This is a genomic window from Delftia sp., assembly GCF_059499305.1.
The window spans coordinates 15154-37355 of record NZ_JCABYI010000029.1 but is presented as its reverse complement, the minus strand read 5'-3'; the positions used below and the strand labels follow the sequence as shown (position 1 = coordinate 37355).

Sequence of the window (22202 nt, the reverse complement as noted above, 5' to 3'; positions counted from 1 at the left end):
ACGGTGGCCTGCTGGGCGGCCTCACGGGCGGCACCGGCCTGGTCGGCGGCCTGCTCGACACCGTGGCCGGCGACAACGGCATCGTTGGCGGCCTGCTCGGCGGCGACGGTGGCCTGCTGGGCGGCCTCACGGGCGGCACCGGCCTGGTCGGCGGCCTGCTGGAGACCGTGGCCGGTGACAACGGCGTCGTCAGCGGCGTGCTGGACACGGTGGCCGGCGACAACGGCATCGTCAGCGGCGTGCTCGACACCGTGGCCGGCGACAACGGCATCGTCAGCGGTGTGGTCAACACGGTCGTCGGCGACAACGGCATCGTCAGCGGACTGCTGGGTGGCGGCAGCAGTGGCGGCGGCCTGCTGGGCGGGCTGCTGGGCGGATCGTCCGGCGGCGGGCTGCTCGGAGGCCTTCTGGGCGGCACTTCGCAAGCGGCAACGGCCTCTGCGGCCGAGCTGGATCCGATTGCCACCTCCATCAGCAGCCATGCCAGCAGCACGGCCGATGCAGCAGCCAGCGTGTTGACGCAGCAGTTGCACCACAACGCCCTGCTGTGAGCTGCAGCGGCGCCTGCGGGCGCCGCATTCCTTCCCTGCGCCGCCGCCTCGCGGTGGCGGCGCACGTCCCAGGAGATTTTCCATGTCACACACTCTCAGGCTGTGCACCATCGTGCTGCTGGCCGCAGGCCTGGCCGCCTGCGGTTCCACCGCCACCACCAGCACGCAGCGTTCCGAACACCACTACGCCTTCGGCAAGGCCCCGGCGCCTGCGCCGGCCAGCTCCGGCGTCGCACCCGTGGTGGCCACGAGCCAGGCCGACCAGCGCGGTCCCGCCAATGTCGCCCACATCGTCTACTTCGACTTTGACGCCTACACCATCCGCAGCAGCGACCGGGCCATCGTGGAAAGCCATGCGCAGTGGCTGCGCAGCAATCCCGGCCGCTCGGTGATGCTGCGCGGCCATACGGACAGGCGCGGCGGCATCGAATACAACCTGGCGCTCGGCCAAAAACGTGCCGACGCGGTGCGCAACAGCCTGCAGCTGCTGGGCGTGAATCCGGCCCGCGTGGAGTCCGTCAGCTACGGCAAGGAGCGGCTGGCCGACGAAGGCACGAGCGAAGACGCCCACCAGCGCAACCGGCGCGTGGAATTCGACTACCGCTGAGCCGCCGCGCTCCGCACTCGCCTGCCGCCGGGCCGCCATGAAAGAACAGATCCGTACGCGGTCAGCGCACCGCAGCCCGGCGTCCCGTCCCCACGGGAAGCGCAGCCTCCCACTGACCTTGACCGAGGCCGAGAGCATGTTGTCGCAGCAATTGGCAAATGGCCTGGAGTACCTGGCACGGCACATGGTGTTGCTGCCCGAGCCCTACCCCGGCTGCATTCTTTTCTTCACGGTGGCGGCCGAGAACAAGGCCGCCTCCGTCTTCCATGTACGCGCCACCACGCTGGAGGCCGCCTGGCGCGAGGGGGCGACCCGCGTGCGCCAGTGGGCCTGGGCCCGCAAGCGCGATGAGGTCGATCTGCGCATCGACTGGGTCCAGGACATCACACCCCTGGAGGCGGACAGTCCCCTGCCCGATTGCCGTGCCTGGACCGAGATGCCCCTGCGCTCCCTTGCCCTGGCCGATGCCAGCCTGGAGCGCGCGCAGTTGCTGCACCCCTTGCTGCCCGATCCGCCCCAGGGTGGGGCTGCCGGCGCACCCGACGATGAGCCCCCCCTCCCACGCCCCCTGCATCCCCCCTGCCTGCTGCTGCACCTGCGCGGCATGTACATCAGCGGTGAGCATCCCGCCCTGGCCGTGCCGCGAACCGACCCGCCGCAGCAGCGCCTGTGGCCACACCTCGTGCCCGTGCACGCCGCGGTCCAGCAGCTGCTGGCGCAACAGGGCAAGGAAGGGAGCTGGCCCGGTTGCGAAGACGTGTGCGACCACCTGGGCGTGACCTACGCCCTGCTGCAGGCCCAGCGCCATGCGGGCAGCGCCGCACTGGCGCAGGCCATTGCGCTGGCCATGGGCCACGTGGAGCAGCGGCTGCAGCCGCTGCCCGGCGACTGCCTGTCCGGCGCGCTGGCCATGCTGGTGCTGGCCCGCCACCTGCGCAACAGTTTTGTGCTGGGGCCGGGGGCCGACAGCCAGGCCCGCGCCCGCATTCCGGCGCTGATGGACCCGCTGGCGGAAAGCCTGCTGTCCACCGCGGCCGCGTCGGCCAGCGCCACCAAGGCCGAGGCTGCTGCCCACGCCGATGCATCCCGCAGCGGCCAGCCCCTGCTGAGCTGGGCCGAACTGGCCATGCATGCCTATGCCAGCTCCCGCCCGCCCACCAGCGACAGCCCCACGCTGCGTGCGGCGCGCAGCGCCCTGCCCGAGACGGCCGTCCTGCCCGCCGCCTTCCTGCAGGCCGCGCTGCCGCCGCTGCTGCGCATGCCCGGCGGCCCCGATGACCGCCCTGGCGGGCAGGCCGACGACCCCTGCGCTCGCTGGATAGGCATTGCACTGGTCGAAAGCCTGCAGCTCGACGCTGGCCTGGAGCCACAGCCCACGGACCTGCTGCGCCAGTGGCAGATCGGCCTGCAGCGCCATCTGCAGGCCCTGGCCCAGCGCGCCATCTGGCCGGAACAGGCGCTGTACCTGCCGCCCGCCCGGCGCCGCCATGCCGCCTTTGCCGACGCCAGCCTGCGCCAGGTGCTGCAGTCCCCGCGCGAAATCGCCTGGCTGCTGGCATCCAGCCTGGCCGGCCTGGAGCTGCTGGACGCGCTGGCCCAGGCACTGCGCTCGGCTGCCAGCCACGCAGTGGCCGAAACCGAACCGGAGCACGAAACCGAAGGCGAAGGCGAAGGCGAGGCCGTGCCTGCGCAGGCCGGCAATGGCCCGGATGCGGACGGCAGCCCTGCCAGGGCCTGCTTGCCGGGGGCGCGCGACGGCGAGGCCGCGGGCCGGCCGGCTTTCTCGCCCGCGGCCGGGACCCTGTACCCGTCCATGTCCTGGGAAGGCCCTGCACTGGCCGAGCTGATGAACGGACGCTGGCTGGATGCCCCGTCAGCGCAAGGCAGAGGTACCGGCACCTGCTGCGCGGGGCTGGACGCCAGCCGCCTGCACCATCAGCCCGGCGCCGCCGTGCTGGTGCGGCGTGCCGGCATGGCCCTGGGCGTGCAGGCCGCCGCGCTGCCCACGCTGCGGGCCTCGGCCCTGATCAGCAGCAGCCCGCAGGGCCTGCTGCACCATGGCGTGCCCGTGCTGCATGTGCCCGACATACAGGAAGGGTTGCGCAGCCTGGCGCAGGCCGCCCGGCGCCGCATCCAGGCGCCCGTGATCGCGGTCAGCGGCTGCGTGGGCAAGACATCCACCCTGGGCATGCTGCGCCAATGCCTGCAGGACGGCGGCGATGCACGGGGCGACGCCCTGCTGTCCCAGGGCACGGCGCTGCAGATGATCAACTGGAGCGAGGCAGCGCCCTGCGCCCTGCTGGAGCTGCCATTGCAGGCACTGCGTGGAGATCTGCCGCTGATTGATCCGGACATTCTGGTTATTACTAATCTTTCAATTAATGACATCCCCAGTACTGGTGATTCCGAGCAGTGCGGACCGGCCGGTCTGTCCGCCTGCCGCAAATACGAGGCGCTGCAGGAAGTCGTGGAAGCCATGCAGCACATGCACAAAGGCAGTGCATTGGTGATCGAACAAGACATAGGTGAAAACCCGTGCATTATTGAGAATGCCCAACGCATGGGAATGCGTCTCATCACCTTCGGGCCGCATTCCAATGCGCAGGTCCGTGAAATGGGGTTTCACAATGGAAATCTGCAAATAAGCATAGACAACCGGCGCCTCGGGATTTCCCTGCAATCGGATGGCCACCACATGGCCCGCAATGCTCAGGCCGCGCTGGCCGCCATGCATGCGCTGGGCTATGCGCCTGCACAGGTCCAGGCCTCGCTCGCGCACTGGCGGCCGCTGATCGGCGCCGGCCAGCCGCAGCTGCTGCCCAGTGGGATCTGCCTGCTGGACCACAGCCTGAGCAACCACTTACTGTCCATGCATGCTGCTTTTTCCCAGCTGCAGGAGCACGCCCCCCATGTCAGCCGCAGGCTGATCGTGCTGGCCGGCATACAGCCGGGCCAGGTCAGCATGGACACTGCACAGCTGGCGCTGGAGCCGCTGGTGCGCGCGGCCCAGGCCCGGCGCGTGCTGCTGTACGGCGAGCCGCTGCGGCAGCTGGCGGCGGCACTGGCAGATCTTCTGCACGTCAATTGGTATGACGATCTCAATCAATTGATCTGTTCACTTCTTCGTACAACCCATAAAGGCGACACGGTTTTGTTGGCAGGCCGCGCCACTACCAATCTGGCCCTGGCCGCAGATGCCATACGAGACAGTTTCAGTGGACACGGGGCCCACCTAATAGCATCCAGCCCCGCCATCCGCTTTGATCCACATCAAAATCAAATGAACATGCATTATTGATTGAATAAAACTTATAGAGGACTGTATATAACTCGCTACAGTATTTGGGAAACGAGCGCCTTTACATTTTGTAAAGACGTTTACTAAGCCCATCAGAACATGATCCGATACCTTCTTCCCCGCCAGTTGGCCAAGGCCACGGCGATGCCGTCGGGAACGGAGACGGTGGGGGCTTTTGCAACTGCCATCGCCGAGTCCTTCGACCGGGCCGCTCACCAGCTGCGCCGTGCCGCGTGGCTGTCCCTGCCCATCAGTGTGCTGGGCCTGTTGCCATCCATCTTCCTGCTGCAGGTCTACAACCGCGTCATTGCACGCGGCGGCACGGCCACGCTCACGGCCATGGTGGCCGGCGTGCTGTGCTTCCTGGGCCTGGAATGGTGGCTGCGCCGCCGGCGCGCCCGCGCCCTGCGCGAAGCCGGCGCCATGATCGACCGCGATGTCTCCCAGGCGCTGATGCATTCCATGCTGCGCCACCCGCTGGCCGCGCTGGAGCAGCGCTCTTCCAGCCAGTGGCTGCAGCTGTTCCGCGACGTGAGCGCCATGCGCTCGGGCATGTCCGGGGGCCTGGCGACCTCGCTGCTGGACCTGCCCATGGCCCTGCTGGCCCTGGTGGTCATCGGCATCATTGCCTGGCCCGTGCTGCCGGTGATCCTGGTGGCCATGCTCATCATGGGCGTGCTGGCCTGGTGGTGGGCCGACGAGGTGCGCAGCGGCCGCGTGGAGGAAATCGCCCAGGCCCGCATGCTGGACCGGGGCACGGCCGAAGTCTGCAATGCCCGCGCCACGCTGAAGGTGCTGGGCTACGACGCCGCCGCGCGCCAGAACTGGCAAAACGGCTATGACCGCTGGCTGGCCGAGAGCTTCGGCAAGAACGGCGAGATGGAAAACGCGCGCGAAGCCAGCACCGTGCTGCTGACGCTGTTCTCCATCGCGGTGATCACCGTGGGTGCCATTGCCATCAATGCGCAGTGGATGAGCATCGGCAGCCTGATGGCCGTGAACCTGCTGTCGGGCAAGGCGCTGGGCCCCATCTCGCAGCTGGCCAGCAACTGGCGCTCGCTGGCCCAGGCCAACGAGGCCGCACGCCGCCTGCAGTCCGTGCTGGAGGAGCCCGTCGAAATCACGGCCGAGACCGTGGACCTGCCGCGTCCCCAGGGCCGGCTGCGCCTGGACCAGGCCAGCTTCCACTATCCGAGCGGCCACGTGGCGCTGGAGCAGGCCTCGCTGGAGATCGGCCCCGGCGGGCTGCACGCCATCGTGGGGCGCAACGGCGCCGGCAAGTCCACCCTGGCCAAGCTGCTGGCAGGGCTCTACCAGCCCACGCAGGGCCGTATCTTCATCGATGAATACGACATGGCCCAGTTCCCGCGCGCCGAGCTGGGCCGCTGGATAGGCTGCCTGGCCCAGCAGGTGTACTGGTTCAGCGGCCCCATCGTGGACGGGCTGCGCATGGTCAACCCCGATGCCGACGACCACAAGATCGTCACCGCCTGCCAGATCTCGGGCGCGCATGGCTTCATCAGCCGCCTGCCCCAGGGCTACCAGACGGTGCTGGGCGAAGGCGGCGCGGGCCTGTCGGCGGGCGAGCTGCGCAAGCTGGCCCTGGCCCAGCTGTTCCTGCGCAACCCCTCCGTGCTGATCCTGGACGAGCCCAGCAACGACCTGGATTTCGAGAGCGAAACCGCGCTGCTGCAGACACTGCGGCAGATTGCGCTCAAGCACACGGTCATCGTCGTCACGCACTCGCTGCGCGTGGCCTCCATGGCCCAGCACCTCTACCATGTGCGCGGCGATGGCGGCATCGAGCATGGCTCGCCCCAGCAACTGCTGCCCCAGCTGTTCGGCACGGCACGCGAGGCCGCCGTGCCCGCAGCGGCCCCCGCACCCGCCGACAAGGCCCCGCCCCCCGACCAGCCCGCCGTGGCGCCGGAGCTTGCCTCATGAGAGCCGGCCGCTACGACGATCTGCCCCTGGTGCTGCGCCAGTCGCACCAGCCATCCCGCCCGCTCGAGGCCGGGCCGGCCGGGGCCGGCGCGGATGCATCCGGCGCAACGCCACCCGCAACGCCCCCCGTATCGCGCTGGGCAGGCCTGGCGCGCGGCAAGTGGCTGCTCGCCATCCCGGTCACCGCGCTGGTGATCACCGGCCTGTTCTATCCCGTGGAGAACGTGGTGGTGGCCAGCGGCCAGGTCATCCCCTCCGACCGCGTGCAGACCGTGCAGCATCTGGAAGGCGGCATCGTCACCGCCGTCCATGTGCGCGAAGGCCAGGCCGTGACCCAGGGCCAGCCCCTGCTGGAGATCGACCTGGGCGGCAACAGCCTCAACCTCGAACAGCTCACGGCGCGCATGGCCACGGCCCAGGCGGTCAAGGTACGGCTGGGCGCGGAAAGCCAGGGCAGGCCGCTGCAGCGCACCAGTTTCCCGGCCGACCTGGACCCGCAGGTGGTCCAGGCCGAGCTGGGCGCCTTCTCGGCCCGCGCGCTGGAACACCAGGGCAGCATTGCCGCGGCCCAGGCCCAGCTGCAGCAGGCGCGCGGCGACGTGGCCCAGGTCCAGGCCCGCATCGAGGGGCTGGAGACCAATCTGCGCCTGCACCAGCAGGAAGCCTCCATTGCCGGGCAGCTCGCCGCCGAGCAGCTGATCGGCCAGCTGGAAGTGCTGGACAAGCAGCGGGCGCTGGAGCAGGTCCGCGCCGAGCTGGCGGCATCGCGCCAGACGCTGTTCAGCAACCGCGCCAAGATCGAGCAGGCCCAGGCCAAGCTGCAGGAGACCCAGGGCGCCTTCCGCCGCCGCGCCTCCGACGAACTGGCCCAGACCGAACGCGAGCTGGCCAGCCTCAACGAAGACCTGGTGCGCGCCCGGACCCAGCGCACGCGCACCGCCGTGCTGGCGCCCACCAGCGGCTTCGTCAAGGGACTGCGCAGCTCGGGTGCAGGCTGGGTGGTCAAGCCCGGCGAGCCCATCCTCGAAGTCGTGCCCGACAAGGACGAGGTCATCGTCGAAGCACGCCTGAGCCCCGCCGACCGTGGCTACGTGCGCACCGGCCAGCCCACGCGGGTGAAGATCTCGGCCTACGATTTCCTGCGCTACGGCTCGGTGCCCGGCCAGGTCACCCTGGTGGCTGCCGATGCCGACCGCGACCCCAACCTGGCCGACTCGCCCTCGTACTTCCGCATCCAGGCCAGCCTGGAGCAGCCCTGGGTGGGCCGCACCGACAACCGCATCACCACCGGCATGCAGGCCGAGCTCGACCTACTGCTGGGCCACGAACCCTTTATCTGGTACTTGCTGCGGCCCGTGCTGCGCATCCAGAGCGAAGCCTTCCGGGAGCCCTGATGCAAGGCCGCCCGTCCACTCCCACCACAGGCTGGCACGCCCGGCTGCGCCAGCTGCTGGCCGCTGCCTGCTGCGTATCGGCCCTGCAGGCGCTGCAGGCTGAGGCCGCGCCCATGGCGGCCGAGGAACCGGACCTGGCCACCACGGCTGCGGCGGGCACGGCGGACTCCGCTCACGCACCCGCACCTTCACCCGAACCCGCATCCGTCCCGGTACCCGACGCCGTGGTCCTGCGCCTGGCCCAGCAGCTCACGCCCGGCACCCTGGCCAGCGACAGCGGGCAGCGCCGCCTGCTCGATGCCCTCTACGCCCTGCTCGACGAATACCCCGACGTGCGCAAGGCGCGCGCCGCGCTGGAATCGGCCGGGCATGACGTGAACACCGCGCGCGGCGCGCGCTGGCCCACCTTCAAGGTGGGCACCAACACGGGCGATGCCAAGCTCCGCCGGGGCCGCGAGTCGTACACCGCCGTCAATGCCGAAGTGCGCATGGCCCTGCTCGATGGCGGAGCCATCGGCGCGGGCATCCGCTCGGCCGAATCGCAGGAGGCGGCCCAGGGCAGCGTGCTCTACGGCACGCGCCAGAACGTGCTGCTGGAGGCACTGACCGCCCTGCTGGAGCTGCACCGCTTCGAGGACAAGGCACGCGTGGCGGCCGAGTCGGCACGCATCATCGGCCAGCTCGCGCGCATCGAGGAGCGCCGCGCCGAACTGGGCGCCGTGGGCCGCAACGACCTGCGCCAGGCCGCCTCGCGCCAGGCCGGCGCCCTGGCCCAGCAGCATGCGCTGGAGTCGCAGCGCATGGATGCGCTGGCCCGCTTCACGCGCTACTTCGGCTTCACGCCCCAGGCCGGCTGGCTGCCCCAGCTCAATGTGCCCGAGCAATGGATGCCGGCCAGCGAAGACTCGGCCCTGCAGGCGTCCGAAGCCGTCAGCCCCGAGCTGCAGGAAATGCAGCAGCAGATCGAGAAGGCCCGCGCCGAAGTCGACCGCAGCAAATCCCAGCGCTTTCCCACCCTGGCCGCCGTGGTGGCCCACACGCGCGACCCCAGCGGCGTGCTCTATGCCGAGGGCACGCGCTACGGCGTGGAGCTGAGCTGGAACTTCGGTAACGGCTTCGAGCTGCGCGACCGCATCCTCAAGGCCATCAACGAACTGCAGGCCCAGGAAGCGCAACAGGAAACCGTGCGCCGCCAAGTGCGCGAGACCGCCTCCGCCGCCTGGGGCCGCACCCAGTCCGGCCGCCAGCGCGAAAGCCAGCTGGCCGACGCCGTGCGCGAGGCGCGCGCCGCCTTCGAGGGCCGCCGGCGCCTGCTCGAAGTCGGCCGCGGCAGCCTGGCCCAGGTGCTGGACGCGCAGCTGGACATGCAGCGCCTGCTGCTGGACGAGGCCGACGCCATCTACGACCAGCGCATCAACGAACTGCGCCTGGCGCGCACCACCGGCCGCCTGCTGCCGCAGGACCCGCCCGACCAATGGCTGAACGCGCTGTTCAGCACGCAAAAACCCATTCCAGCAGGTGGCGGCACGCCGGACCCCTCGCCCGGCACGGTGCCCGGCATGGCTCCCGGCCAGGCCCCCTCGCGCACCCGCCCCGACCCCATGGACGCTGCCGTGGCCACCCTGTCCGCCAGCGCCATGCCCCAACGAATCCAGCTGCGCCTTGAGCAGCAGTTGCGCCCCATTTCAGACGCTTTTCAAACCACCGCCGCGCGACAGCAGTGGTGAAGTGGGAAGCAGGGGTTCCCGTGCAGCGGCCGGCTTGGGCCCATCGCCAGCCGCTGCCATCGACAACGATGGGCTTTTGCAACCGAAAGGACGATGCCATGACCGACATCATCAAGAACTTCTGGAAAGACGAGGAAGGCGCCACCGCCATCGAGTACGGCTTGATCGCCGGCCTCATCGCCGTGGCAATCATCGTCGCCGTCGGCGATATCGGAGAAAAACTCAAAGCCTTCTTCGTCTACATCAACACCCAGCTGGGCACACCTCCAACCTGATGCGATGAACATCGACTGGCTTGCATCCCTGATTCTGCTGCTATGGCTGATCACCGTCGCCGTCATGGACTTGCGATACCGCAAGGTGCGCAACTGGATGGTTGTGCTGGGCCTCTTCGCGGGCACGGCAGCCTTGTTCAGCGGAGGCCAGCCGTTCCAGACGTCTGCTTGGAGCGGCTTGGCAGGCATGCTTGCGGCATTTGCCGCACTGCTGCCCTTCTACGCATTGCGCTGGATGGGCGCCGGGGATGTCAAGTTCGCTGCAGTCATAGGTCTGTGGACGGGGCTGGCCCCCCAACTGCTGTCCATATGGCTGGGAGGCAGCCTGCTGGCAGGCTTTCATGGATTGCTTGTTCTGTTCTGGCGCCGCCTGCAGCGCAGCTCCTGGGGGCTGCGGCTTATGGGCTGGCTGCCCGCGCCGCTGAGTGCCTTGCTTTCAGCGGATGGAAGCGGCCGCGCCTCACCGCCCGGCACGCTTTCACTATATCGGCCCGTACGCAGCATTCCCTACGCAGGCTATCTGTCCATCGCCGCCATCTGGGTGCTGTGGCGCATGGATGTCTCGCTGTAAAAAACACAAAGGCAGCATGACGGCAATACGCATTCCTCCCCTTTCAGGCCTGCAAGGCAGTACATGTCTTCACAGACCGCAGCGGACAGGTCAGCCTGCAGCCCTCTGTCATTTCACCGTTTTCAAGCCGCGGGAGCACAAGCCATGCATCTAACCAGAATTGTTGCTGGACTGCTGATCGTGTTGGCTATCGGTCTCGCATTCCTTGCCTGGATGATGGGCCGCCAACCCCAGCCCTCGCCTTCTGCAGGAGCGCCTGCAGCCAGCCCTCCCTCGTCGGTGGGCGCGAGAGCGGACCCGGCAAAGCAGCATGCCACCGTCGTCACGGCACGGCCCATCGCAGCTGGTCAGCGCATCACGGCCGACGACATCCGTCTGGTGCAGCACCCCTCGGCCACCGCTGACGGATTCAAGGACACGGCTGCCGTGTTGAACCGCACCACACTGGTAGCACTGGCTGCCGATGCACCACTGCTTGAGCAACATTTGATCAGCAGTCTTGCTTTGCAGCTCACTGCTGGACAACGCGCCCTGTCCATTGCCATCAAAGAACAGATGGCCGCTGGCCATCATGTGCGCCCGGGTGACTTCGTCGATGTTTTCTTCACACTGGATGGCCGCGCCGAAAGCTCCCCCGTGGACACACAGACGCGGCTTCTGCTGGCCCGCAGCCGCGTTCTGGCCTACGGTGCATCCAGTGTCGAAAATCCCCCACCTTCTGCAGCACAGCGCAAGGCTCAACAAGAGCAGGAAACCAGCAGCTCCGGAATGCGACGCAACAGCCGCGACGACCAAGGCCAGCGCCCAGAAAGCGCGCAAACGGCAGTTTTGGCAGTGCCACTGGAGGATGTGGAACGCTTGACCCTGGCGGAGAAATACGGCCAGCTCACACTGGCGTTGCGCCACCCGGACGATATGGCGGTGCCTGACCCATCGCTGTTCGCTGCCCTGCCCACGGCGCTGCAGCCCATTACCGGCCGCTCCGCAAAGAACCAGCCGCTCCAGGGTCCAGACCGTGCATTCGCAGGCTTGCGCTTCAAGGATCTGGCCACCGGTACGCCATCACGCGCGGCAGGCCGCACTGCGCCTTTCTCAGGAGGAGCTGCAAAGGTCTCGCAGCAGCCGCGTATTCGGGCCGTCGAGGTACACAGCGGCGCCACCGTACAGACAGTGAACTACTGACAACAGCAAGAAGAGGGAGAAATCATGCAGACGCCACGCCTCTCGCCACCCTTCGCATCCTTCGGCCAGGTCCCCTGGCGGACACAGGCTACCAGGATGCTGTGCTGCGCCACCGTTATGCAGGCCTGCCTGGGTCCGGCAGCGGCCCAAGCACAGGTGGACTCAGCGATGCAAGCGCTTCCTGCAAGCCCAACACAAGGACCACGTACCGACCAAATTCCTTCCAGCGATGCGCTGCAGCTAATAACCGGCCGGCAACATCTGCTGCAGTTGGGCCTGATACCAGGCCGTATCGCTGTCGGCGATCCCAATGTTCTAGATATCAAGGTACTGCGCTCGCCCGCCAGCAGTGGAGCGGACGATGCCCAATTGCTGCTTACACCCAAAGCCGCAGGCAGCACTACGCTGGTGGTCTGGCCCCAACGCAACGGCTCGCCACAAAACTGGCTGGTGCAGATCAAGGGCCAGCACCTGACACTGGACCGGCGCCTGTCATCCCTTCCCGAACATGCGCAAGCCCTGGCAGTGCTACGCCAAAATGCGCCCAGCCAGGCAACGTTGATAGACAACGCACAAATCTCTGTTGCCAGCAACACCGTACAGGTAGATGTCCAGGTGGTGGAATTCAAAAAAGCGGCCATGAGGCGCGCGGGCATCAACCTCACCAGCGGAGGAGCCAATAACCACGGTTTCAGTTTCGGGCTCTACACCCCAGGCACTAGCAGTGCCGGCACCGGCGGCAGCGACTCCGGCTCGTCGGCCATCTCCAGCGCCATGAACCTGGTGATGAATTTCGGCAAGGCCTTCAGTGGTGCGGGCATACGCGCCCAACTGGGCATCCTGGAAGGAAACGGCTTGGCTAGAGTCCTGGCCAAGCCCACTCTGGTGGCTCACACGGGCCAGAACGCCAGCTTCCTGGCGGGCGGCGAGCTGCCAATTCCCGTGCCGGCCCGAGACGGCAATATCGCCATTCGCTACAAAGAATTCGGTATCAAGCTCCAACTGACACCCACCATCCTGTCGGATGAGCGCATTGCGTTGAAGGTCGCACCCGAGGCCAGCGATCTGGACTTCAGTTCGGGCGTCACCATCGCCGGTGTATCCGTTCCCGCCGTACGGACACGCAGGGCTGACACCATGGTGGAACTGGCCAATGGCGAGAGCTTCATCATCGGCGGCCTGGTAAGCCGCTCGACCTCATCCAGCGTCAACAAGGTACCGCTGCTGGGCGATCTGCCGATCCTGGGGACCTTCTTCAAGAACCTCAGCTACTCCCAGGACGAAACGGAACTGGTGATTGTGGTCACGCCGCACCTGGTCCATCCCCTGCCGGCCACTACCAATCTGGACGGCCTGATGCCGGGTACCCAGTCCGAGCAACGCAACGCGTCCCAAGTCTGGGGCCCGTTCATCGCAGGTGGCATGAGTCCCAACTCTGCCCTGCCCGGTTTCTCGTATTGATATCCATGACAAGCAAGCCCATCGTCTCCGATACATCCGTCGCCCCACCAGGTCCGCCGGCCGTCGGCTCGCCCACTTCGCTGGAGACCTTGCTGGGCCTGCGTTCTTCGAATACGCAGACCGGCCAGACGGCAGCCCAGTCACCTCCATCCGTGCAGCCGCTGCAGGCACCGTCCCTGACGAAAATGCCTTCCGACCCCGACCTCCATGTGGAACTGCTGTTCATCCAGGCGGGCACGCCCGAAAGCACGTTGGCGCTGTCCTGGATGCAGCGCATGCTGGACAGCGCCCAGCTGCACACGGCACGCTTCAACGACAACGTGGCAGAGCAAGTTCAGCGCTACATGCCCCACGCGGTCTTCATCCACTTCGATCCCCTGTCCACCGACGAAGCGGCCCAGTTGGCGTCACAGCTGCATGTCTCCCATCCCCATCTGCCTTGCGTGGCAGTGGGTCGCACCAAGTATCCGCAATGCATGCTGGCAGCGTTGCGTGCAGGCGTGCAGGACTTTCTCGATGTGGACGGCCCCGTTCAGGCCGCGCACCAGACGGTGATCGATCTGATCAAGCGCGCGCCGACTTCAATGCCGAGCATGCCCAGCGCACCGCTGACCGCCATCATGTCGGCCCGCGCAGGCTTGGGCAGCAGCCTCATGGCCTCGCACCTGGCGTGGTACCTGCAAAAACGTCTGCACGGCACGACAGCCGTCCCCGGCCAGGACGCCACGCCCCGCGAAATCAGCAACGAGACCTTGGACGGACTGCTCATTGATCTGGGAAGCCCCAGTGGCGACTGCGGGCTGTACCTGGGCACATTGGGCGACTTCGACTTCATCGAGGCCGTCAACAACCTGCGCCGCTTCGACCGACGCCTGGCCTCCACCGGCCTGTCACGCCACGAAAGCGGCCTGCGCATGCTCACGCTGCCGCGCCAGTCCAGCCGCCTGCGCGATGTCTCGTATGCCGACGTCGATGCCCTGCTGCTGCGCCTGCGCCAGTACTTCCGCCACGTGATTGCCGACCTGGGCGCCGTCGTCCCCACCCACCTGGCCATGCGCGTGGCGCTGCGCGCCAGCCAGGTCTGGGTGGTCTGCGACCAGAGCGTGGCCAGCGTGGTCTCCACCACCGAACTGCTGCGGCAGCTGGACGAGCAAAAGATCGAGCGCGAACGCATGCACCTCATCGTCAGCCGGCACGACAGCCAGCTCGAACTGGAGGCCCAGCAGATCGCCAAGCAGCTGCAGCTGCCGCTGCTGGCCACCATCCCCGAGCGCCGCCGGGAGCTGGCCCAGGCCGTCAACCAGGGCCAGCTGCTGCCCAGCCGCCTGCAGCGGGAGCCCTATGTGCAGGCCGTGGACAAGCTCGCCACCTTGCTGATCACCACCCACCACCAGGCCCATGCGGGCGATCAGGCCGCGCCCGCCCGCGGACTGAACCGTTTCTTCCACCGAACAAGAAGCTGAACGCACCATGACGACCACGGCTTATTCCCATCTGGCGGACGCACAGGCCAGCGAGTTCGAGCAAAGCGCGCTGTTCCTCGACCTGAAGAACCGCACGCACGAGCATTTGCTCAGCCGCATCGAGGAGCTGGGCGCCGAGTTCGGCCGCTGGTCGCAGGCTGCCATCGCGCAGTTCGTGCTGATGGAGCTGGACAGCTTCATCCGCCTGCACTCCGTGCCCGTCAACGAGCAGGAGGCGCTGCAGGTGGCGCGCGCCCTCACGCGCGAACTCACGGGACTGGGACCGCTGCAGCCGCTGCTGGAGGACCCCCGGGTCGAGGACATCCTCATCAACGGCCATGGCAACATCTACGTCTCGCGCGGCGGCGTGCTGCAGCGCGAGACCCTGCACTTCAAGGACGACGAGCATGTGCTGCGCATCGTGCGCCGCATCCTGGCGCCGCTGGGCCGGCGTCTCGATGAATCCAGCCCCATGGTCGATGCCCGCCTGCCCGATGGCGGGCGCATCAACGTCATCATCGAGCCGCTGTCCATCGACGGCCCCTCGGTCTCCATCCGCAAGTTCCGCAAGGACCCGCTGACGCCTTCCGAGCTGGTGCAGCTGGGCACCTTCAACCACGACATCTGCCGCATCCTGGAGATGGCCGTGCAGGCGCGCTGCAACATCCTGGTCAGCGGCGGCACCAGCTCGGGCAAGACCTCGCTGCTCAACGCGCTGGCCAGCTTCATCCCCTCCAGCGAGCGTATCGTCTCCATCGAGGACACGGCCGAGCTGGCCCTCAACCACAACCATGTGGTGCGGCTGGAAAGCCGCCCCGGCGGCTTCGACGGCTCGGGCCACGTCAGCATCCGCGACCTGCTGCGCAACAGCCTGCGCATGCGGCCCGACCGCATCATCGTCGGCGAAGTGCGCGGCGGCGAAGTGCTGGAGCTGCTGCAGGCCATGAACACCGGCCATGACGGCTCCATGGGCACCATCCACGCCAGCTCGCCGCGCGAGTGCCTGTACCGGGCCGAGATGCTGGCAGGCTTTGCGGGCTTCCAGGGCAGCGAGGTCAGCCTGCGCCGCCAGATCGCCAATGCCGTGGACTTCATCGTGCAGATCGGCCGCCTGTCCAACGGCCGCCGGCGCCTGCTGTCGCTGACCGAGGTCACGGGCATGACCGACAACATGATCTCCATGCAGGAGCTGTACCGCTACGAGCCCCAGGTGGGCGGCGACGGGCAGGAAATCGACCACTGGGTCTCGCTGGGCATCTCGCCCCACTCGCCCAAGCTGCTGAGCTGGTGGCGCTCGCAGCAGCAGGCCTCAGGAGGAGGTATGAGATGACGACTCCCGCAACCCTGGTCCTAGGCGCCATGGCATGCCTGCTGCTGGCTCTGGCGCTGTGGATGTTCGCCCGCGCACGCCGACGGGAGCATGAGCAAACAATAAGCCGTCACCTAAGGCGCAGTCTTGAACGAGGCCGTGACCGGTCGTCCCCGACGACTAGCACACCCGTGCTTGCGCTGCCCCCCAAGGATGGCGGCTCACAACCTGCGCGCATTCCCGCAGCAGTGCAATGGATACATCGCAAACTGGGCGTGGACGCCTGGGGCCTTTCGCCCCGAACACCCGCAGTGCTGCTCGCCAGCGTTCTTACGCTGTTCCTGCTGGCCACAAGCCAGGGCGGGCTAGCAATCGGCCTGCTGGCCTTGGTGCTCTATGTGCTGCTGCTCATATTCTTCATATGGCGGCGCCTGACCATGCGGCGCAACAAGCTGCTTCAACAATTGCCCGGCTTCCTGGACAACATGGTTCGCATGATCTCGATTGGCAACTCGCCTCATGCCGCCTTCCAGTTGGCTTTGGGTAATGTTCCCGCTCCACTGGGCGATGCGCTTCAGCAAGCAGCCGCCATGCTGAGCGCCTCCCCGGATCTGGGACAAGCCATGGCACAGCTGGAGCGTTCCTGGCGCCTTCCCGAGTTCGGCTTGCTGGCAGCGGTCTTTCGGATGAGTGTGCGCTATGGCGGCCGCGCCGATCTTGTGCTGGAGCGTGTCTCGGCCTACATCCGGGACCGCCAGTCCGCCGAGCGCGAACTGCATGCTCTTTCGTCCGAAATCCGCCTGTCGGCCTGGGTGCTGGCGCTGCTTCCGGTAGGCGTAGGCGCCCTCATCATGATCCTCAATCAGGGCTACTTCCTACGCATGTGGAATGACGCTAGCGGACAGCGCATGGTCTTGCTTGCCATCGGCTTGGAAGGTGTCGGCGCACTGCTGCTGTATCGCCTCGCCCAGCTGAGATGAACCGGACACTGTTCAAGGACGTTGCCATGTGCCGCCCACTCCGCCGCCCCATGCGCTCTGGCCATGCCACATTGGAAAGACGCCGACCATGACTCCACAACAGCTATGGATCGCCAGCCTGTGTTTGGGCTCTCTCGGCACGGTCATGTGGGCCTGCACCATGGTCTGGAAGCTACAGCGCTCGCAGCAGGCTTCCAGTCAAGTCGAGAAGCTGTTGCATGCACGCGAACGCGCTGACGCCAATCCGCACGCAGCCCATGCGCTCTTTGGTTCTGCCACGGCCGACGCCGGACTGCTGAATCCGCCCACAGGGACCACCGTCCGATCCATATCGCCTCAAGCGCTCGCAGCCAGTCTGCAACCGCCGGCCTGGCTACAGACTGGATGGGCCCGGGTACTGCTGGCCGAAGAGGACCGCAAGCTGCTGGATCAAGCTGGTATAGCCCTGCGCAGTGGCAGCGTTTTCTACGTTACAAGCCGTCTTCTGCTGGCTTTGGCTTTTCCGCTGCTGGCTTTGGCCGTTCTGCGGCCCAACGACACCTATGCCGTGTTCTATGGTTTCCTGGGCCTCAGCCTGGGCCTGATGCTTCCCAAATGGCTTGTCCGGGCCAAAGCACGGCAACGGCGCGAGCAAGTCGTCGAGGAGTTGCCATTGTTCGTCGACCTGCTGCGGCTTCTGCAAGGCGTGGGCCTGAGTATTGACCAGAGCCTGCAGATTCTGGCCAGCGAGTTCTGCAGCGTGCTGCGCGTCATCAGCGGCGAGTTGGCCCTGGCCAACCAGCTCTACAGCAGCGGCCGCACGCGTGAGCAGTCATTCCAGCGGCTGGCCAATCTCAGCGCAGATGACGACATGAGCGCCGTGGTCAATCTACTGACCCAGGTGGACCGCCATGGTGGCGCCGTGCAAGAGCCGCTCAAGGAATTCAGCATCCGTTTGCGCGAAAAGCGCCAAGCCCGCTTCAAGGAAAAGATAGGCGCGATCACCGTCAAGATGACCGGTGTCATGGTCCTGACGCTGCTGCCTGCCCTGCTGGTCATCACCGCAGGCCCCGGCTTTTTGGCAGTCATTCGCGCCCTCTCGAGCATAGGAGGAGCATGAACATGTATCCATACAAACAATCCCTTCCGCGCAACTGGGCAGCACTTGCCACAGCCCTGGCGCTCCTGCTAAGCGGGTGTGCCAGCAAGGGGCCCGAGGGCTACGGCGTGGCACCACAGCCAACTTCAGCCGCCCCGACCCCACAACAGACGTCCAACGCGGAGCAGTCGGCTCAAATCGATACTGCCCAGACCTATCTGGATTTGATTGGTCAAATGCAGCAAGCAGGCCAGTGGTATGCGTCGCTTGCACATGCCGATGCATTCGAGCAGCAGTTCGGCGCCAACCCGGAGTCGCGCATGCTGCGCGCGGACGCCATGCGTAATACCGGGCAGTTCACACAGGCAAGGCAAGCCTACATGGCACTGCTCGATGGTGGCTCTGCCGCACGCGCCAGGCGCGGGCTGGGTCTTCTTCATGCCGTCCAGGGTCAATACGCTCAGGCCGTGGATCAACTGGAAAAAGCGCGCCAGCTCAATCCCATAGATGCCAATGTGCTCAGCGATCTGGCCTACGCCCACATGCTTGATGGACAGCTGCCCTTGGCGCAGATGCCCATGCTGCAAGCCGCTCAATTGGCGCCCGGCAATGCTCGCGTGCAACTGAATCTGGCTCTGTACTGGCTGGCCTGCGGCAACCAGGGTGAGGCATCGCGGCTGCTGCAAAAGCTGTCCCAGCCTCCGGCGAGAGGAGCGCTCCCGCTGATCGACCAGGAATCGTTGCAAACGCTGCAGACCCAGTTGGCACAAGTACAGGAGGCGGTACGCGCCCGCGCCATTGCCACCTCACAGCCATCTCACCCGCAGCCCGCTGCTGCGCGCAAACACCCGGCAGCCACCGCACTGCCCATTGCCGCAGGTTCGCCTATCAGCCCTCAGCCTCAACCCGGCACAGCCGGCCCCCCCCCACTGTGAGGAAACAGCCATGCAATGCATTGAACGCAAATTCACCCTTGACGCCAAACGCCTTGCAGGGCTATGTGCCACGCTGCCACTGCTTGGCCTGATGCTGATGTCTCCCAAGGCATTGCAAGCGCAGCAATTGGTTGACCGTACCGTAACCCCTGTGCAAGTGTCTGCCGTGCTCACTGCAGAGAGCACGGCAGCCGCTGCTCCAACTTCCCCAGACACGGCCCCAAAGTCCATGCTGGCGCATCTGCCTATTCGGCAGATCGTCATCGGCGATGCCACGGAACAGCTCCTGGCCCTACAACGCTCCGCCAATGGCGAGCGTCAACGCACCATAGACGCTGCTCAGGCTACGCGTAGCTATCAGCGCTACCTCAAGAGCTTCGAGAGCGAGATACCGGCCAACTACACCACCGGCATAGATACAGGCGTGGCCTCGACACGCTGAGACCGTATATCCCCTTGGGCCACAAGCATCATGACCACGCAAGCGCATCCCCTCTGCATTGACCGGCCTTGCCGGCAGCGCGGCGTGTACGCACTGGAGTGGGCCATCATTTTCCCTGTGTTCTTCGTGCTGCTGTACGCCATCGTCAGCTATGGGTTGACTTTCTTCGTTCGGGAGTCGATGCAGTTCGCCGTCGAGGAAGGGGCGCGTGCCGCGCTCAGATATCCCGTGGGAGTCAACGCGCCGAACTGGCTTCATAGAAAACAGGCCGCCATCGCTTCGGTACAAAAAATGCTGGCTTGGCTTCCGGACGATTTGAAACCTGCAGTAGCGGATATCCAGTTCACGGTGTGCCACCTCAGCGATACCACCTGCTTTCAGAACAGTCCGCTGAACAACAATCTGGCCTGCGATATCGGCACACCCTGCCTCATCCTCATTTCTTATAGGATAGAGAACTACCCCAGCAAAGCCATTGCGCCATCGATTGCCGGAATCAAAATCATTCTTCCCAACAGCCTGACAGCCAGCGCCGCGCTGCTGGCGGACAGGAGGATGCTGTGATGCGCCAACGGTCTGCCAGTCCATCCTTAATCCGGACACAGAGTGGTATCGCCGCACTGGAGTTTGCGTTGATTGCAGCCTTGATGATCTCCATGCTGATGGGCCTCTTGGTCTGGTGGCGCTACTTCCAAGCGCACCAAGCCGTCACCCGTGCCGTGGGAGATGGTGCGCGGATCGCCCATAGCCTGATCTCCACGGGCGCCAACTACCCCTGCACTATTCCCAGTGCTACCGCGAACCGAACCATCATTCAAGACAGGGTCTCGCAAGTGGCGCGCCTGGGATTCCAGAGAAGCTCTCTACCGGATGATTCTCTGGTGATGGGCCCTTTCGAATGGACTTGCCCTTCTTCCGCAAGCTCCCCGCCAGGCAGCTTTTCTTTCAAGATCAGCTACCAGCTTGCCCCTTTGCTTAGCAACACCTTTTTCATCAATGAACCGCAGCGAATCAGCGAACAAAGCGTGGTGCATTTCAGGTATGCGCCATAAAGAGAGGCTGCCATGCGAATCTATCCGCCCTCCATTCAGAAAATAGGCTTGTTCAAAGACAGGGGAACCCTGTTGATACAGTTCGCCCTGCTTCTAGCCGTTCTCATAAGCATTCTCGGAACGGCGCAAATTGGCTACATGTATTACGCCAAGCGCGATCTGCAACGGATCGCGGATCTTGCTGCCCTGGAAGCCATCAGTGCGCTCGTGGACCCCTCCACTTGCACGGCTGCAGAGGCTGCGGGAATGAATAGCATCACCACCCAGTGGAAATGGCCGGCAGGGGTGTCTCCTGCCCCGCTGCAGCAAAGCGTGCGCTGCCTCAAATGGAGCAGGGATGCCGGCCCAGCCTTTGGGGCAGCACCCTTCAATGCAGTACAGGTTCGGCTGAGAGGCAAAAGCCTGCAACTATTGCCTTTCCTGGGCAACAGAGAGATCTATGCCGAATCCATCTCGGCGATTCCAGATGACCCTATTGCGGCTTTTTCCCTAGGTTCCGGCGTGGCCAGGCTGGATGAAGGTGCACTCAATCGTCTGCTCACCATGCTGTTGGGAACGAATGTCAATCTGAGCTTGGCGGACTACCAAGGGCTTGCCAACACCAAGGTCAACCTCCTGGGATTGAAGGAGGCGTTGAACATCTCTGCAGGCACCTATGAGGAGCTGCTTAATGCCGATGTGCTGCTGACCAAACTATTGGAATCCAGCATCAGTGTCATACAGAACTCTCCTGGCAGCGACACCGCAAACATCGCAATAGCTGCGCTGGACAAGCTTCTGAAGCTACCCATCGCAGTCAATATCCAAAACACCGTCATCTCCCTGCTGAAGGCTCCTGGCCAGAACGGTTTACTCGACATCGGTCTCTTCAAAGACAATCCGATGTCCGCACTGATCGCTGATGTTAGTGCCCTGAGCCTCCTGATGGTGGGATTGCAGGTGGCCAACGTGGACTCTGCCGCCACTTTGCAGACCGGTATCGACCTGAAGCCGCTGGCCGATGTAGCGATCAAGGCAAAAATCATAGAACCACCAGTCATCGCAGTGGGCCCTCCCGGCTACGACAGCACGGGCAAACCCCGAACCACGGCGCACACTGGTCAGATACGCACCTTCTTGGATATCAAGGCCCTCACGCCGGTGGCGGGTAAAACCAGCCTTCTCGATCTGAACCTGCTGCTGGCCAGCGTCAAGGTATCCATGCCTGCGGGCCAGTTGGTCAACCTACCGCTTTATGTCGAGGTGGGATCGGCAGACGGCAGGCTCGAAGAAGTCATCTGCAGATACGAAGGTAACAAGCACCGTGTCCGCATTGATGCCAGGCCTGGCCTGGCGCATGTGTTCCTGGGCAATGTGCCTGCGGCGCTGACCAACACCACTACGCCATGGGAAAACCTGACCAAGGAAAAATTTCATCTGTTGAGCCTGAAGCTGGATATCAAGCTGCTCCTGGGACTGATCCCCGTGGTCGAAGCACCTATTGCCCTGAAGGCGAAGCTGGACCTCCCTGTCAATGCACCTGGGGCTTATTCCAGCCTTTATTACGACTATGAAAAAAGCAAGCCCCGAGCCGAGCAAACGCTTATCAAAAGCGTGGGTATGAAGCAGCAGCTGGGCCAATCCATCGGTAACGCCATCAATGCAGGTTTGCTGGAAGTGGAGCTCGATACCTCGGGGCTGAAGTTGCTAGGCCTGGACCTGGGACTCGTGAGCAGCATCGTTGATGGCCTGGTCAATGGCCTCGTTGGCATCGTCAGCGGCGTTCTGGGGCTGCTCAATGTGGTGCTGATGCCGGTCCTGGCCTTGTTGGATGGAGTGTTGCTTGGACCGCTGCTTGAAGCGCTTGGGATCCAAGTCGGGTACGCAGACGTCGAGCTGCTTTGGGCCGATTGCAATTACGGCGTCATCGTTCAATAGCAGCGCATTCAATCTT

18 protein-coding genes and 1 pseudogene are annotated in these 22202 nt (G+C 65.2%); all 19 read left to right on the top strand.

Annotated elements, in window-relative coordinates:
* Positions 1 to 551 (top strand): annotated as a pseudogene (locus tag AC5I49_RS16655) (hypothetical protein); the annotation flags it as partial.
* 82 nt (positions 552 to 633) lie between these two features.
* Positions 634 to 1158, top strand: a complete 525-nt coding sequence (locus AC5I49_RS16650; protein WP_016450685.1) for an OmpA family protein — start codon at positions 634 to 636, stop codon at positions 1156 to 1158.
* A 136-nt stretch (positions 1159 to 1294) separates the two neighbouring features.
* A complete protein-coding gene (locus AC5I49_RS16645) occupies positions 1295 to 4456 on the top strand; it encodes a UDP-N-acetylmuramoyl-tripeptide--D-alanyl-D-alanine ligase (RefSeq protein ID WP_416820186.1) in 3162 nt (1053 codons plus the stop codon).
* A 99-nt stretch (positions 4457 to 4555) separates the two neighbouring features.
* Entirely contained in the window at positions 4556 to 6400 is a 1845-nt protein-coding gene (locus tag AC5I49_RS16640; protein WP_495789631.1) for a peptidase domain-containing ABC transporter, read from the top strand.
* Positions 6397 to 7794 carry an HlyD family type I secretion periplasmic adaptor subunit gene (locus tag AC5I49_RS16635; RefSeq protein WP_016450682.1) on the top strand — a complete coding sequence of 466 codons (1398 nt, stop codon included), beginning with the start codon at positions 6397 to 6399 and terminating at the stop codon, positions 7792 to 7794. The genes AC5I49_RS16640 and AC5I49_RS16635 overlap by 4 nt, the downstream gene beginning before the upstream one ends.
* On the top strand, positions 7794 to 9521 hold the full coding sequence (locus AC5I49_RS16630) for a TolC family protein (protein WP_074921649.1): 1728 nt from the start codon (positions 7794 to 7796) through the stop codon (positions 9519 to 9521). The genes AC5I49_RS16635 and AC5I49_RS16630 overlap by 1 nt, the downstream gene beginning before the upstream one ends.
* Before the next feature lie 98 nt (positions 9522 to 9619).
* Complete coding sequence (locus AC5I49_RS16625; protein ID WP_074921711.1) at positions 9620 to 9796, top strand: Flp family type IVb pilin; 177 nt, start codon at positions 9620 to 9622, stop codon at positions 9794 to 9796.
* 4 nt (positions 9797 to 9800) lie between these two features.
* Positions 9801 to 10367 (top strand): A24 family peptidase, encoded by a 567-nt coding sequence (locus tag AC5I49_RS16620; protein ID WP_074921650.1) that lies wholly within the window; start codon positions 9801 to 9803, stop codon positions 10365 to 10367.
* Positions 10368 to 10511: 144 nt separating this feature from the next.
* Positions 10512 to 11549: a Flp pilus assembly protein CpaB gene (gene cpaB, locus AC5I49_RS16615; RefSeq protein ID WP_209672528.1), complete on the top strand. Its 1038-nt coding sequence runs from the start codon at positions 10512 to 10514 to the stop codon at positions 11547 to 11549.
* Positions 11550 to 11717: 168 nt separating this feature from the next.
* The gene (locus tag AC5I49_RS16610) at positions 11718 to 13010 is read left to right on the top strand and encodes a type II and III secretion system protein family protein (protein ID WP_237426804.1); all 1293 of its coding nucleotides are present in this window, start codon (positions 11718 to 11720) and stop codon (positions 13008 to 13010) included.
* Between the two features lie 5 nt (positions 13011 to 13015).
* Positions 13016 to 14473 (top strand): P-loop NTPase family protein, encoded by a 1458-nt coding sequence (locus tag AC5I49_RS16605; RefSeq protein ID WP_209672529.1) that lies wholly within the window; start codon positions 13016 to 13018, stop codon positions 14471 to 14473.
* Positions 14474 to 14480: 7 nt separating this feature from the next.
* The gene (locus tag AC5I49_RS16600; RefSeq protein ID WP_160855871.1) at positions 14481 to 15803 is read left to right on the top strand and encodes a TadA family conjugal transfer-associated ATPase; all 1323 of its coding nucleotides are present in this window, start codon (positions 14481 to 14483) and stop codon (positions 15801 to 15803) included.
* Positions 15804 to 15973: 170 nt separating this feature from the next.
* The gene (locus AC5I49_RS16595; protein WP_495789630.1) at positions 15974 to 16762 is read left to right on the top strand and encodes a type II secretion system F family protein; all 789 of its coding nucleotides are present in this window, start codon (positions 15974 to 15976) and stop codon (positions 16760 to 16762) included.
* A gap of 88 nt (positions 16763 to 16850) precedes the next feature.
* On the top strand, positions 16851 to 17861 hold the full coding sequence (locus AC5I49_RS16590) for a type II secretion system F family protein (protein ID WP_074921660.1): 1011 nt from the start codon (positions 16851 to 16853) through the stop codon (positions 17859 to 17861).
* Positions 17858 to 18775, top strand: coding sequence for a tetratricopeptide repeat protein (locus AC5I49_RS16585; protein ID WP_237426805.1), 918 nt, complete (start codon positions 17858 to 17860; stop codon positions 18773 to 18775). The genes AC5I49_RS16590 and AC5I49_RS16585 overlap by 4 nt, the downstream gene beginning before the upstream one ends.
* Before the next feature lie 10 nt (positions 18776 to 18785).
* A complete protein-coding gene (locus AC5I49_RS16580; protein WP_074921663.1) occupies positions 18786 to 19217 on the top strand; it encodes a DUF3613 domain-containing protein in 432 nt (143 codons plus the stop codon).
* 30 nt (positions 19218 to 19247) lie between these two features.
* Entirely contained in the window at positions 19248 to 19781 is a 534-nt protein-coding gene (locus AC5I49_RS16575; protein ID WP_074921666.1) for a TadE/TadG family type IV pilus assembly protein, read from the top strand.
* Complete coding sequence (locus AC5I49_RS16570) at positions 19781 to 20269, top strand: TadE family protein (protein WP_074921668.1); 489 nt, start codon at positions 19781 to 19783, stop codon at positions 20267 to 20269. Before AC5I49_RS16575 ends, AC5I49_RS16570 begins: the two co-directional genes overlap by 1 nt.
* Positions 20270 to 20281: 12 nt before the next feature.
* Positions 20282 to 22186 (top strand): pilus assembly protein TadG-related protein, encoded by a 1905-nt coding sequence (locus AC5I49_RS16565; RefSeq protein ID WP_160855873.1) that lies wholly within the window; start codon positions 20282 to 20284, stop codon positions 22184 to 22186.
* Positions 22187 to 22202: the final 16 nt, after the last annotated feature.